This window comes from Nostoc foliaceum FACHB-393, from assembly GCF_014698505.1.
Classification (GTDB): Bacteria; Cyanobacteriota; Cyanobacteriia; order Cyanobacteriales; family Nostocaceae; genus Nostoc; species Nostoc foliaceum_A.
Map to the genome: position 1 here is coordinate 129,705 of NZ_JACJTD010000004.1, position 15,283 is coordinate 144,987.

Annotated in this window: 7 protein-coding genes; 6 read left to right on the plus strand and 1 reads right to left on the minus strand. The window is 42.3% G+C overall.

Going from position 1 to position 15,283, the window contains the following annotated elements; translation table 11 throughout:
- Positions 1-11 precede the first annotated feature (11 nt).
- Positions 12-1,007 carry a tRNA lysidine(34) synthetase TilS gene (gene tilS / locus H6G92_RS05880; protein ID WP_190891726.1) on the plus strand — a complete coding sequence of 332 codons (996 nt, stop codon included), beginning with the start codon at positions 12-14 and terminating at the stop codon, positions 1,005-1,007.
- 55 nt (positions 1,008-1,062) lie between these two features.
- On the opposite strand, the gene hmpF is transcribed toward tilS, so the two are convergent.
- Positions 1,063-2,823: a pilus motility taxis protein HmpF gene (gene hmpF / locus H6G92_RS05885; protein WP_190891728.1), complete on the minus strand. Its 1,761-nt coding sequence runs from the start codon at positions 2,821-2,823 to the stop codon at positions 1,063-1,065.
- A 383-nt stretch (positions 2,824-3,206) separates the two neighbouring features.
- Between hmpF and H6G92_RS05890 the strand changes: the two genes are divergently transcribed.
- From H6G92_RS05890 to H6G92_RS05910, 5 genes are all read left to right on the plus strand, one after another.
- Positions 3,207-4,391: a response regulator gene (locus H6G92_RS05890; RefSeq protein WP_190891731.1), complete on the plus strand. Its 1,185-nt coding sequence runs from the start codon at positions 3,207-3,209 to the stop codon at positions 4,389-4,391.
- A 208-nt stretch (positions 4,392-4,599) separates the two neighbouring features.
- The gene (locus H6G92_RS05895) at positions 4,600-4,965 is read left to right on the plus strand and encodes a response regulator transcription factor (protein ID WP_069073698.1); all 366 of its coding nucleotides are present in this window, start codon (positions 4,600-4,602) and stop codon (positions 4,963-4,965) included.
- A gap of 13 nt (positions 4,966-4,978) precedes the next feature.
- A complete protein-coding gene (locus tag H6G92_RS05900) occupies positions 4,979-5,509 on the plus strand; it encodes a chemotaxis protein CheW (RefSeq protein WP_190891733.1) in 531 nt (176 codons plus the stop codon).
- Positions 5,506-8,457, plus strand: coding sequence for a methyl-accepting chemotaxis protein (locus tag H6G92_RS05905; protein WP_449289979.1), 2,952 nt, complete (start codon positions 5,506-5,508; stop codon positions 8,455-8,457). Before H6G92_RS05900 ends, H6G92_RS05905 begins: the two co-directional genes overlap by 4 nt.
- A gap of 196 nt (positions 8,458-8,653) precedes the next feature.
- Positions 8,654-14,230 carry a hybrid sensor histidine kinase/response regulator gene (locus H6G92_RS05910; RefSeq protein WP_190891738.1) on the plus strand — a complete coding sequence of 1,859 codons (5,577 nt, stop codon included), beginning with the start codon at positions 8,654-8,656 and terminating at the stop codon, positions 14,228-14,230.
- Positions 14,231-15,283 lie beyond the last annotated feature (1,053 nt).

Here is a 15,283-nt window from a genome sequence, read left to right on the forward strand (position 1 = left end):
AAGTTCTAAAAATGGTATGGACTCCTCTACACGCGAAAATCCATCGCACCATCCGATCGCGCCACTTATTTGAACGCAACCAGCGTCTATTAATCGCTGTCTCTGGCGGACAGGATTCTCTGTGTTTAATCAAATTACTTTTAGATTTACAATCCAAATGGGAATGGGATTTAGGTATTGCTCACTGTGATCATCGCTGGCGTTCTGACTCCGAAGCTAATGCTCATCACGTCGAGAATTTAGCTAAAACTTGGGATATATCCTTTTATTTAGAAACAGCAAACGAACCTATAAATAGTGAAGCTGCTGCACGCGATTGGCGCTATCAAGCTTTAAGTGCGATCGCGCAAACAAATAATTATCAATATATAGTTACAGGACACACCGCAAGCGATCGCGCCGAAACTCTCCTCTACAACTTAATTCGCGGTACTGGTGCTGATGGCTTACAAGCCCTAACTTGGCAACGTCCCCTAACTACAAGCATTATGCTAGTGCGTCCACTGTTAGAAATTACTCGCTCACAAACAGAGCAATTTTGCCAAGAGTTTAAATTGCCAATTTGGGAAGATTCCACCAATCAAGATTTGCAATATGCCCGCAACCGCATTCGCCAAGAGTTAATACCATATTTGCGGGAAAATTTCAATCCTCAAGTAGAATCAGCCTTAGCCCAAACAGCAGAACTTCTCCAAGCGGAAGTAGAATATTTAGAAAAAGCTGCCCAGCAGTTTCGAGAAAAGGCGATGGACATTGGGCATGAAGAAGATTCCCTTATTGCTCCTTTTCCCTTAAGGTTAAATCGTCGGGTATTGCAGAAAGCACCATTGGCACTGCAACGTCGGGTGATGCGTCAGGTGTTGCAGCAAATACTGACTGATGCCCCAAGTTTTGAACATATCGAAAAATTAACGGCTCTAATTATAGCGCCAAACCGATCGCAAACCGATCCATTTCCTGGTGGTGCGATCGCTCAATTAGAAGGCGACTGGATTTATTTGAAATAGTTAAAAGTTATGAGTTAGGAATTTTTTTAATTCATAACTCATCACTCCTAACTTGTTAAGATGCTAATAATTCTGGCTGAGGCATTAAACTTTGGAGAGTGTGGCGCAACTGTGCGATCGCTTGAACTTGATAATCACCAGTTTCCTGGAATTGATCCAAAGATTCTGCAATCCCTTGCAGCTTTTGCCGTAAGCCATCAAGAGAATCCTGAATTGGTTGTAGTGTTTCTTGATAAAGATCCACCCGACCACAACATTCAGCAGTTGTTCTTCGTAGAGATAGCAAATTTTCTTCGATCGCTTTCAGTTCTTGGCGCTTCTCATCCAAATCGTGGGTTTGATTGTCAATCATTCCCTGATTTAGCTCAATACCAGAACGAATCTGCTCAATTTCACGTTCCAGCTTTTGGATTTCCTGTGAATATTGTTGTCGCTGGGTTTCAATTTGTAACAGAATCGGTTCTAAATTAACTTTATTACCCTCTTCTTCATCAACAACAGTATGTCCTTGTCGCCGTAGCAATACAGCTTGGTGTTGCTTAAGAAACTTCTGATGCTGTAGCATATTGCGGCGTTGTCCCACCAAACTGGAGTTTAGCATCTGATAGAGGTCTTTTTCATCTGTTAGTTCCAGTTCCAAATTCATGTGGTCATGGTCAGATGCGTGATTTATTTTAGTTTGGAGTTCTTCTATAGCTTCTTGTTTATATTTCAGTTCTTGTTCTTGATCGTGAACAAAGGTAGCGTCTATTTCTAACTTATGCTGCAAGTCTTGGACTATCTTTTGTAGTTCTTCTAAAGGCATTTTCTCCAAAGCTTCTACATCAGCTTGCTGGCCGAGAACCACACCACCAGACGTTGCAGCCAAAGAGTGAATCTGTTGATATAACTCTTCGGCATTTCGTAACTGCTCTTTAATTATCCGAGCATACTCTTGCTTGCTGCTAAGGTCTGCTGTATTTATCTGCAATTGGGCTGTGTGCTGAATTAGAGAATTTTGTGATTCTTGCAATGCATTTTGGCGATCGCTAAAGGTTTGTGACAAGCGCTCAACTTCTTGTTGCTGTTGTGCGATCGCAGTTTTTTCCTCCTCCAGTTTTTGCCAGTGGGGGGTAAGAGTAGCTTGCTGCTTTTCGATCAATTCAAAGGCCAGATGCAGGTGTTCTCTTACTGTCTCCGTGGGAGCAACACGACTAGACAAGCGATCGAGCAACTCACTCATTACCCGACTTTGCTCCTCATCCAAAACCGTCCCCTGTTGGAAATCCGCTTGACGCTCCTCCAGGCGACGCTGCTCACCCCGCAAATGCTCCCAAGCGCCTTCCAATTCTAGGCGGTTGCGTTCAACTTCTGTTTGTAACCGTTCAATTTCCTGGCGGGATGTGTCAACTTCCTGTTTTTGCTCCTCTAGTTGTTGCAACTCATCCTCTAATTGTTGCAACTGTTCTGAGCGTACTTCCATGTCCATTTCACGGCGATTCAACTCTTGCGCCTGAAACGTCAGCGATTGCTTCCACTGATCAATCTCATCTTCCTTGAGCTTAAATTTCTCCAATTGGCGGGAAAAATTCTGCAAAATGTTGACTAGTGGCCGTCCTGCTTCTTGAATCCGCTGCACTTGACGATTCGGATTCAGTTCAACCAGTACCAAAGCACCATCATTTAATTTGCTTGCGTCCTCAGCGGCAATTACTTCTTCCGACACAGTACTCCAATTCTGGTCAGTTCGCTGGCAAGCTAGCAGTTTCAGTTCGGTTTTGGCACCGCCACTGAGTAAACCACCTTTCTGTTTTTGTACTTCTGCTAAATACAGCACACCGTTAGTCCTTTATTGATGCACTTAAAGTTTATGTTTTGGGATATACCTTAAATAATTCTGTTAACTTGTCTCACTGAACCGAAGTTTAGGAGAACAAGACAGACAAAACTATAGACGCGAGATGTTACGTCTTGATACTTATAAAAGCGAGTTGGTCGCGCCTTTATATTTTGTACTGATGACAGTGATGATGACTTCCGTGTTAACACTAGCTTTGTCGAAGTGTATTACGAAAGATTAAGGTTTATAGCTTAATGTATTCCCTAATGACAATAAAAAACAGAGTAAAAATATTTCCAGTACCCCATAATCAATACTTAACTTAAAGAAGAAGTCATAATTCACAATTCAGCAATACTTAAGGAGTACTTTTTAGATAAATGCAGGGAAATTTAAATGAAATTGATATTTGCAGTATCCTGCAATTGATTGAATTGGGACAGCGAACTGGGCAACTATGGGTGAGAGCTACTAGCTCTCACCATAACAACAAACTGGGTGGAGACGGAGCAAGCAAATATCGCGCCAAACAACAGTCTTGGTTCGTCTTTTTTCTCAATGGTCAAATTATCTATTGTCAAGAAGGCAATAGTAATTTATCCAGAATTAGCGATTATTTACGTCATTACCGAGTTGAGATGCAACTCACCGACAAACAAATTGCCTCTCTACCATCAACCGACTCACCAGAGTATGCCTATCTTTGGGCACTCTTGGAGCGGAATATTATCAACCCCAAGATAGCTGGTAGTATCATTCACGGCTTGGTGCATGAAACCCTTTTTGACCTGCTGAGTTTACACCAAGGTAACTTCATTTTCCATCAGGGTGCGGCACTTGCCCCGCAATTAAACACTTTCGAGATTGCTCCATTTGTTACAAAAATTACGAAGCAGGTGCAAGAGTGGAAGCAACTGTATCCACACATTCAGTCACCCGAACAATTGCCAGTGCTATCTGACAAAGTTCAGCTACAATCTTCACTACCAGAAGCAACCGTAAGTAAGCTACAACATTGGGCTGATGGTAAAACATCCTTGCGTCAACTGGCTCGCTATCTCAACCGAGACATTTTGACAGTCGCTAAGGCAATATATCCATATGTGCAACAGAGTTGGTTACAACTAGTATATTCAGTTACAAAAAAAACAGAGGCCCACACTGATAGCTGGGAATTGAAAGGAAAACACAAGGGGCGGATAGTATGTATTGACGATGCGATCGCCATCGGTGAGACTATAAATTCGATCTTACAACCACAAGGTTATGAAGCGATCGCTCTCACCAATCCTTTAGAGGCACTGAGTCTGGTTTTTCAACTCAAACCGGATTTAATTTTATGCGATATTGCCATGTCGGAATTGGAGGGGCACGAGGTTTGCGCCATGCTGCGACATTCAACAGCATTTCGGCTCACACCAATTATCATGCTCACTGGTAAAGATGGATTTATTGATCGAGTCAAAGCTAGGATGGTCGGGGCTACAGATTATTTAACAAAACCATTTACAGACACTGAGTTACTTATGCTCGTAGAGAAATATATCAACATAGAGTCTCAATAGTGCATGGGGCACATAAAGAGATCCAAGATTCGTTGATCTACTAAAAGATCAGGTAAAAGATGTTATCACAGAGTCAGCTAACTCAGTGAAACCTCAATATCCAGGAAAATAGTCAAAAACTAGAATTAATTTATACAGTTAATACTTGCGGAGGAATCAGGGAATGTTCCAAATAGGAACGTCTACATCAGGAGGTAAATAGACATTTATGAGTACAGTTCTGATTGTGGAAGACAGTATCGCGCAAAGGGAGATGATTACAGACCTCCTAAAAGCAACTGGCTTAACAGTGACCCATGCCAGTGACGGATTAGAAGCATTGGAGGCAATTCAAATAGCACCTCCCGATTTAGTGGTATTGGATATTGTCATGCCCCGGATGAACGGCTACGAAGTTTGTCGGCGCTTAAAATCCGATCCAAAAACCCAAAATGTTCCTGTGGTGATGTGTTCTTCCAAAGGCGAAGAATTTGATCGCTATTGGGGCATGAAACAGGGTGCAGATGCCTACATAGCCAAACCATTTCAACCAACCGAGTTGGTGGGAACAGTCAAACAACTGCTGCGAGGATAAGGACAAAAGCAATATGGTCAGCAAACCGGACTTTTTAAGTGGCAGTGGTCAAGACCATTTTCGACCAGAATTACAAGTAGAAAGTCCTGAAGGTGAGTTACATTTGAGGTTTTACATTCCCTCGCATCAGGAGTTTGCACTACAAGCAACTGGCATTCGGGAGGTAATTGAACTAAGTCCTGATAGAATCACCCCGATTCCTAATGCTTCTCCTTTACTTTTGGGTACTCTAAATTTACGAGGTCGAGTTATTTGGGTGGCTGATTTGGGCCAATTTCTTGGGGAAGCAAGTGCATTAAACACAGATAGAGCTGAAATTCCGGTGATTGCCATTGAAGAGCAAGACACAATAGTGGGTTTAGCAGTAGAGGAAATTGGTGGTATGCACTGGTTGGATGTCCAGAATCTCATGCCACCAACTAGTGTTCCAGATACTATGGCTCCCTTTTTACGTGGAGAGTGGTTATTAGGTGCTAAAAACAATCAGTGTCTACGGCTGCTCGATCAAATGGCAATTTTACGGAGTGCTAGGTGGGCAGGATGAAATTGGAGGAGGAAATGGCAGCAAGTATTGATAATTACGAGCCAACATATCAACAGGCGATGAGCGCCTATGTTCAAAGGAATTATGAGGTTGCCGCCACTTTAGTTGACCAAGTGGTGCAAAATTTACCAAATGACCCCAACTCCCATTTGTTACGGGGTCACATCTACTATGTTTTACAGCAGTACGATGTAGCAAAAGAAGAATATCAACAGGTATTAAGCTTGACTGACGATCAAGAAATTATTGGTTTTGCCAATAATGGAATTGAGAATATCAATCAATATTTACAGTCATTCATGGGGCAGATTGATACATCAGGAAGCCAAGAGCAAATAAATTCCTCAGAGATGCCTGATGCACTGGCATATAGTGAACAAGAATTAGAAGATTTGGGCACTAGTGAGGAGTTTGACAGCAATAACCTTGATTTGAACTTTTTTGGAGAGCATGAAGAAACGCTGAATGGCGTTGAAGAATTATCTTCAAAAAGTCCATTTGATCTACCCACAGAAGATAGTATCGGAACGGGAAAAATATCAGATTATTCTACAGCTTTTGGTGATGATCCTTTTGCCTTCAATGAAGAATCACAAGAACAAGAATCAAATAGCAGCAGTTGGGAGGAGAAAACAGAATTAGAGTTGCCTGCTTTCTGGCAGGAAGATGTATCAGAAGATCGTCTTGAAGAATCATTAGGAAATAGTCATTTTTCAGAGAATGGGAAAACTTCTTTTCACGGAAGTTCAGCTAGTGAGAATAGTAATTCTTCCTTTTCTAATTCACAAACTGGTAATCACGAGAATAATTTCCCTGATTTGTTGAGTGAGCCAAAATCTCCAGAGTTGAGTATTGGAAACTTAGAATATACAAAATCTCCTTTGGGAGACGAAACTTTACTGATTGTTGAAGAAGAACTTAGAAATAGTTCATCAACAAATAACAACAGTCAATATGATTTGCCGGAAACCGAAGCACATGATTGGTTAAAGTCAAAAAAACTTGGATTAGAGGAAGGTTACCAGCCAGATTTATCTGATGATGCTTCATCTTTTAGTAGCAATATCCCTCTGAAAGAAAAGCAGTTTAAATCAGGTGAATTCATCGGTAAAAATAACTTTGATGACGATGAAAATTTTGATATGGAAGCATTTGAGTCTGCCTTCGGCTCAGAGGGTATAAGCTCTTATGAAGACTCAAACAATATACTGAATGGAGAAAATTCTAAGAGCAATATAGAGTTTTTAGATGACTTTGAGGAATTTGATGATTTAGGTAACATTCCAGGGTTTGACCTGATCGAAGGAGATTCTAACTTCGGCGATCTAGCAATGCATTCTGCTCCATCAGAAACTAGTGGTAGTGGACGCTCTCAAGTCGTGGATGGTTCTGCAAGTAATGCAGCTAGCGATCGCGAAGAGGAACTATTCACGATGACTGGTTCCCATGAAGGAGTTCCAGTTTTTAGCCAAACAGATGTCTCGAAACTAGAACCCAACGTCAGCATCGAGCAAGGATGGTTAGCACCATTAGAGAATGCCTCGATAGAAAGGAAACAATGGTTAATTGCTGGAAGTGTGGGCATTGTCTCCGCGCTGGTTGTAGCCACAGTTAGCTTTGTCGCCACCACATTTTCGCCAGTCCAACAACGAGAATCAGTTCGAAACACAGGTTGGGCAATGTCCCTAGCAGCTGGGATTGCAGGTTTTGCTACCGCCGGCTTTATGGGGAATCTTGCGCTTAAACAAATTCGGCGCACAACCAATGATCTGCAAGCTCAGTTTGAGGCTGTACGCCAAGGAAATTTGAATGCTCAAGCCACAGTGTTTTCCGAAGATGAATTTGGGCATTTAGCCAGTGGCTTTAATGAAATGGCGCGGGTAATTTTTACGACCACAAGTGAAGCCCAACGGAAGGCTGATGAACAAGAGGAAGCTAAAGAAAACCTGCAACGCCAAGTGATTCGTCTTTTGGATGATGTGGAAGGAGCTGCTAGAGGCGATTTAACAGTCCAAGCGGAAGTAACAGCCGACGTACTGGGAGCCGTAGCTGATGCCTTTAACCTGACAATTCAAAACCTGCGGGATATCGTCCAACAGGTAAAAGTGGCGGCGAAAGATGTGACAAAAGGTGCAACAAACTCTGAAACCTTTGCTAGAGCCTTATCTAGTGACGCTTTGCGTCAAGCAGAAGAGTTGGCAGTGACGCTGAATTCTGTACAGGTAATGACCGACTCGATTCAGCGGGTAGCAGAGGCGGCACGGGAAGCTGAAACCGTTGCTCGTGATGCTAGTACGATCGCTCTAAAAGGTGGCGAAGCCGTAGAAAATACCGTAGCAGGGATTTTGGAAATTCGAGAAACCGTTGCCGAAACCACTCGAAAAGTGAAGCGGTTGGCGGAATCTTCCCAAGAAATTTCTAAAATTGTGGCGTTGATTTCTCAAATTGCTTCGAGAACAAACTTGTTAGCACTCAATGCTAGTATTGAGGCGGCAAGGGCGGGAGAAGCTGGACGCGGGTTTGCGATCGTCGCGGATGAAGTGCGCCAGTTAGCAGATAAATCTGCTAAGTCCTTGAAGGAAATTGAACAAATTGTGATGCAAATCCAAAGCGAAACAGGCTCTGTAATGACCGCGATGGAAGAAGGCACACAACAAGTAATTAAAGGGACAAAATTGGCAGAAGAAGCCAAGCGATCGCTCGAAAACATTATTCAAGTAGCGAATCGCATCGATATTCTTGTACGCTCGATTACCAGCGACACTGTAGAACAGACTGAAACTTCCCGCGCCGTCGCTCATGTAATGCAATCAGTAGAACTCACCGCGCAAGAAACTTCCCAGGAAGCACAGCGAGTTTCAGGTGCCCTACAACACTTAGTAGGTGTATCCCGTGACTTGATTGCCTCCGTTGAACGTTTCCGAGTGGAAACTATGGAAACCAGGTAAAAAAGTTAGGAGTTAGGAGCGAGGAGTTAGAAATAAAAATCACAACTCACAACTTGAAATAAAGTTAGGAGTTAGGAGTGAAAAGTTAGAAATAAAAATTACAACTCATAACTCATAATTCATAACTCACAACTCATAACTCACAACTCATAACTCACAACTCATAACTCACAACTCATAACTCACAACTTTTGCTATGCTGCCGGAACAACAACAGCGGATTTTGGGTTACTTTATTGAAGAAGCCAGGGATCACCTGAATACCATTGAGCAGGGCTTGCTGAATTTAGAGGGTACTCTGAACGACCCGGAAATGATCAGTGAAGTCTTCCGGGCGGCTCACTCCATCAAAGGAGGAGCGGCGATGCTTGGATTGACTAGCATCCAGCATACATCTCACCGTCTAGAAGATTGTTTCAAAGTTCTTAAAGAGCATCCGGTTCAGGTTGACCAAAAGTTAGAGTCCTTATTTCTTGGTGTATCTGATACCCTGAAAGTGCTGTTAGAGCATTTGAGCGGGCCATTTGGTCTTTCTGAAGATGCAGCTAATACTTTGATGTCAGAAACTGAGCCGGTCTTTCAATGGCTGAATCAGCATTTGGAATTACTTGTAGAACAAGGGAATAGTGGAGTAACTAGTAGTACTGACGCAACAGAATTACACACAACCTCTGTAGAGAACGTCTCCACACTTACAGAACTTTTCCTGCGGCGAGATATTCCCAGTGTGACAGAAGATGCTCATCAGGAATCTCCAGAAACATCCTTCTCAATAATACCCCAGCAGGTACAGTCGCCAGTCACCGCAAAAGAAAATAATAATTGGGGCGAATTTCAAGCCCAAGTGCTGCAAAGATTGCGGGAAATGTTGCAACTGTTTAAGCAAACAACAACATCCTCAACTCGACAAAACCTTCAGCAATGCTGTTACCAGTTAGTCAGACTTGGTGAGACTTGGAAGTTATCCAAGTGGTGTGTTTTGTGTCAAGCAGCAGCCAGTGCGATCGGTAATCCTGAAAATACTTATCTGACGTTAGCTAAAATTGTCATTACCGAAATCAAGCAAGCTCAAGAATTAGTCCTACAAGGTAGGGAAGCCGAAATTGCAATTAGTCAGCAACTAGAAGCACTTTTGAGCTTTGCAGAAATTGAGTTGTTAGAAATAACCCCTGATTTATTTGACGAACAGTCTGCGGTTTTGACAGAATCATCAACTGTGTCAGAGCGAGTTCTATCTGGTAACACCGAGTCATTAGCCCAGACAACTGAAGAACTGAATCTAGACGATCATACTAGCGATGACTCCTATCTTCAACAAAGGACACCACTAAACGCTGCAACTCATACTAGTTTTACTTTCACCACACATGACGAAGCACATCCAATTAGTAGCAATCTTGACCCCAATGGCCCAGAAGTAGGAATAGCTGAGTTAAATACCCTTGCCGATTTATTTGAAGGTGATACTCCCGAACTAGATGAAAGCTGGCATCAAGAAGAAACCTTAGATGTTGCCACCGATGACTTTGGAATTGATTTCAGCAGCACTGATGCTGAGGATGCTCATAGCGATTTATCCGATTTACTCTCTTTTGATGAAGACACAAGCAACGAGCAGCATCTAACAACCACAGCTACGACAGAAGATTTATCCCTATTATTTGGCGACAATTTCCTAGAAAAAGAGAATTCAGAATCGCAAAATCAAGAAACATCTGCTACGACTCTAGAGCTAAGTGATATTAACGTACTTGATATAAATTTAGATTCTTCTTCCCAGGATTTACAAGAATTTATTGATATTTCTAGTGATATAAACTTGCCTCCTAATGTCAACAAAAACGATGTGGTTGAAGATTTCTTGACACTGGCACTAGATAATGATGCCGAACTATTGCCTACAGGTGAAGTTACTCAACCAGAAACTGAGGCGTTGGCCAGTGTGGAACTATCTACGAACCAACAAAACAGTCTTGATAAATTATTTTTAGAAACTAGAAATGCAAATTGGGTAGAGGAAATTACCTCTAGTGACTATATAGAATTACCCCAGCAAACAGGCTTGTCTTTAGATAACCTATTCGCTGAAATGGAAGAACAGATACTACTGCCTACAACCGAGCCAGAACTCGGTGATTTATTTGATACATCTCCAGCAACAGCACCTGAGTTTTCTCAATCAGAAAATGATCTGAGCAACTTCTGGAACCAGGAAACCACAGAGGAAGAGGACGAATTCGATTCCTTAATTGAGCAGAATGTGGAAAGGGCATTAGAGGAGAGTTTGTTTGCTGCGGCTGATGACATTTTTGCCGATAGTCAGCAGCCAATACCTTCTGCTATAACCAGTTTTGACATAGAAGAAGATTTTGATATCAATTTCCAGCACCAAGAGCAGCTAGATTTGATATTCTCATCGGATTCTGGAGATGATTTATTTGATGAGTTAGCACCGAGTAACTCAACTATTTTCCCTGCAATCAACGATAGCGTACAGCCCTCCATGCTTGAAACGCCGTTGTTCTCGCAGCATCCAGAAGAGGAAATTCTCAGGTCGCAACAACCATTTGTTCCAGAATTTACTAATCAGCCCCTAGATATATCTGCTGTTGATCTGGAACTTAATTCATTCAGCGCTTTCGATGAAAACACAAATGAAAATCCCCAACTGTTGTTTGAGAATGTAGCTACAGATTCCACCTACATTCAGATGGAAACCACAGATAATACTGTGGATGAACTATCGGCTACAGAAAATTCTCTAGATATCAGTTTTGGTGAAACTTCCGATTCAGCATCACCCCAAGTACAGCCAGATGATTTATTTGGTTTCAATGAAAATCCCCACCTATTGTTTGAGGATGTAGCTACAGACTCTACCTATATTCAGATGGAAACCACAGATAATACTGTGGATGAACTATCGGCTACAGAAAATTCTCTAGATATCAGTTTTGGTGAAACTTCCGATTCAGCATCACCCCAAGTACAGCCAGATGATTTATTTGGTTTCAATGAAAATCCCCACCTATTGTTTGAGGATGTAGCTACAGACTCTACCTATATTCAGATGGAAACCACAGATAATACTGTGGATGAACTATCGGCTACAGAAAATTCTCTAGATATCAGTTTTAGTGAAGCTTCTGATTCAGTCGATATCAGTCAAGAAGTGTTAGATACTGAGGGTAATAATTTAGAAACTACCTTTGAGTTTACAGAAAATCCAGCTTTTGAAGGTACAGGACTGGGTTTTACAAATGATTTATTGTCTCCAAAAACTGCTCTGCCAGAAGCAGAAAACCAGGAAAAATTAGGAGAAAACACAGCAGAAATTGACTTACAGCCTGTCAATAACTTCACACAAACGGTTATTCAGGAAGCTGTAGAAACCGATTTGTGGGATTTAGGAAAGACATCTGAAACTGTAGTAGTCTCAGAAAGCGAAAATGCTATTGTTGCCTCAACTGAAGAATTGGTAACGACAGAAACCGTTGAAGTAGTTGCTTCAGAAGATGAATTTGCAGATTTAGAAGCATTACTAGGAGAAGAAGTAGCACTTAACCCCAAAGTTACGTCAATACCAGAAGTAGATTTTACAGCCCTAGAAGAATTGCTCGGTACAGATAAAGACAGCGATGTCTACGACGGGCTACACCCACGCCAGCCCTTCAACACTCAACCAGTCTTGGCGAAAAATGTCATTCCATCACCAGGCATAGATGAATTTGGTGACTTGGAGAAGTTGCTGGCAGAAGCAGATCAAACAATATCTCATTCACCAGTAGCAAAATCCAACACCAGCAAAGCTCCCCGTCCCTCTACTCGTCGGGCTGCGAGATTTGAAGAAACGATGAAGGTTCCAGTTAAGCAACTGGACGATATGAGTAATTTAGTTGGGGAGTTGGTGGTAAATCGCAATACCTTAGAGCAGGATCATGAACGGCTGCGGCAGTCATTAGATAACTTACTGATTCAGGTACAGCAACTCTCGGATGTGGGCGCAAGGATGCAAGAGTTGTACGAGCGATCGCTATTAGAAGCTTCTCTGTTAGCTGGGCGCAAAAAGAAAGACTCCGGCTTCCAAGCACCTGATTCGAATGCCGATAGGGGTTTTAGCGAATTAGAAATGGATCGTTTTACTCCCTTCCATACACTATCCCAGCAGATGATTGAACGCATTGTGCGAGTCCGTGAGTCGGCAAGTGACATTGATTTCGTTACCGAAGAAACCGAGCGGGTAGCAAGGCAGTTCCGCCAAGTAACCACCCAGCTACAAGAGGGACTAACAAGAGCGCGAATGGTGCCTTTTGCCCAAACTATCGATCGCTGGCGGCGAGGAGTGCGCGACAACGCCATCAAGTGTGGCAAGCAAGTGGAGTTGGTGATCGAAGGTGGTGATACCTTAATTGACAAGATGATTTTGGATCATCTGACCGATCCGTTAACTCATATGCTGAATAATGCGATCGCTCACGGTATTGAAACGCCAGAAGAACGACAAGCTGCTGGTAAACCACCCGTAGGAATCATTACTATCCGTGCCTTCCACCAAGGAAACCAAACGATCATTTCCGTAGGCGATGATGGTGCTGGTATCGATTCAGCAAAGGTTAAAGCGAAGGCGGTGAAGATTGGCATGATTACGGAAGCGCAAGCAAAAGCCATGTCTCGTCTGGAAGTCTATGATCTGTTGTTCCAGTCTGGTTTTACGATTAAAGACCAGGCAGATGAAATTTCTGGTCGTGGTGTGGGTATGGACGTAGTGCGCTCCGAGATTAGCGAAATCCGTGGGACAGTGAACACCGATTCTGCGATCGGTAAGGGAACCACCTTCACCATCCGTCTGCCACTGACTCTGAGTATTTGTAAAGCTCTCTGCTGCGTCTCTGATCGATCTAGAATTGCTTTCCCGATGGACGGTGTAGAAGATACGCTGGATATACCAGTCAAAAATATTCAGCACGATGCCAATGGGCAATCATTTATTTCCTGGCGCGATACGGTGTTGCCATTCCGTCCTCTGAAGGAACTTTTAACCTTCAATCGCCAGATTAGTCGCGGTAATGTCTATGGCGGCACCAGAGATGATGATATGGTTTCTGTGGTCGTCGTGCGATCGGCAAATACCCTAATTGCTCTACAGATTGACCTAGTGTTAAGTGAGCAAGAAATTGTAATTAAGCAATTTGAAGGCCCAGCACCTAAACCCATTGGTGTAGCTGGTGCTACAGTCCTTGGTGATGGTCGCATTATGCCCATTGCTGATGTGCTGGAAATAATTGACATCTTCCAGGGACGGATTTCTACACAAATTGGTGGCAATTCTTGGCAACAGAAAGGGATTCCCGTAGACACCTCTCCTACGAAGATTGACCCGACAGTGCTGATCGTCGATGACTCAATTACAGTCCGAGAATTGCTCTCCTTAACATTTAACAAGGCAGGTTATCGCGTAGAACAGGCGCGTGACGGACAGGAAGCTTGGGATAAACTGCGCTCTGGTCTGCCTTGCGATATCGTATTTTGTGACATCGAAATGCCCCGCTGCGATGGTCTGGAATTACTCTCTCGCATTCAGAAAGACTCTAACCTCAACCACCTACCGATCGCTATGCTCACCTCTCGCGGTGCAGACAAGCACAGACAAATAGCAGCTCAACTCGGTGCTAGTGGCTACTTTACCAAGCCCTATCTCGAAGAAGCTCTACTTGAAGCTGCGGCGCGGATGTTGAAAGGGGAGAAACTTGTTAGCACTACAAGTAATGTTTAGTAATTGACACTCCCACCCCTTGAAAGGGTGGGATTCTTGGTTTACCGATGTGACTTGTCTCAACTAAATATTAAGCAAGACTGCGGCTAAAGCGCTAACCTAAGCATATTGGAACTTGTATTAGTGTAATCAAGCCAGCAAAGGGATTTTGCCAGTTCTCTATGCATGATCGGCACAAAGCTGGGTAGTTCACTTTTTGCATATATTAAGGGCAAATGCTTCAGCTAGTTCTTCGACAGGCTGCTAGTGATGAATAAAAAATAATTACTCAGTTTGAATAAATAATCGAAATATACTATATATACATTTTATTTAGCAAAACCAAACTAAGATAAGGATCTTTCCCAATTTCTGTGCTTTACTTCAGTACAACTTTTTGAGGATAATCCCAAAATAGCTGAAAATATTGCCTAAATGGCAACATTGCACTGCTGAGTTTAGGTATTGTCAGTGTTGAGTTTATCTATTGTGGATTCTACACTCAGACTTGTCTATTAATTACGTAAAGTTTGTATAAAGGACTATAACTAACCTGCTTTTAATACTGGATCTCAAATTTGCACTGTCATCTGCTCAACTTTATATATACAGAAGGGGGAAATTTGGTATATTTAATCATTTTCCTATACCAAAATCTACGTTAGAAAGAGAATAGATGAAACATCTAAGCAAGAACTATTATAACGATGCAAAACTACGTTATAGTCTGTTCTAGCTGTGAATTTCGCTGCACATCGCCAATAAAAGCCAAATATGTAACTTTTCTGTAGTTGACTAGTGCTAGATTTAAGTTACTCTTAAAGCGGAACGCTTCCTGTAAGAATCTACCCTGACAGAAGTGTATAAAGATATAGTTAAATTTAGCAATTCTGTCCGAGATTTTTAATTTGCAAACTGAATAGTTTGATACGGCGCTCAAAACTCTGATCTACTACCCTAAACAAGGTAGTCAATTAACGACTCAATATCATCTGTCTGGTAATTGTAATGAATAGTTTACAATACCAATGGATGAGAAAATCTAAAGAAAATATAAAAGAAACTCAAATGACT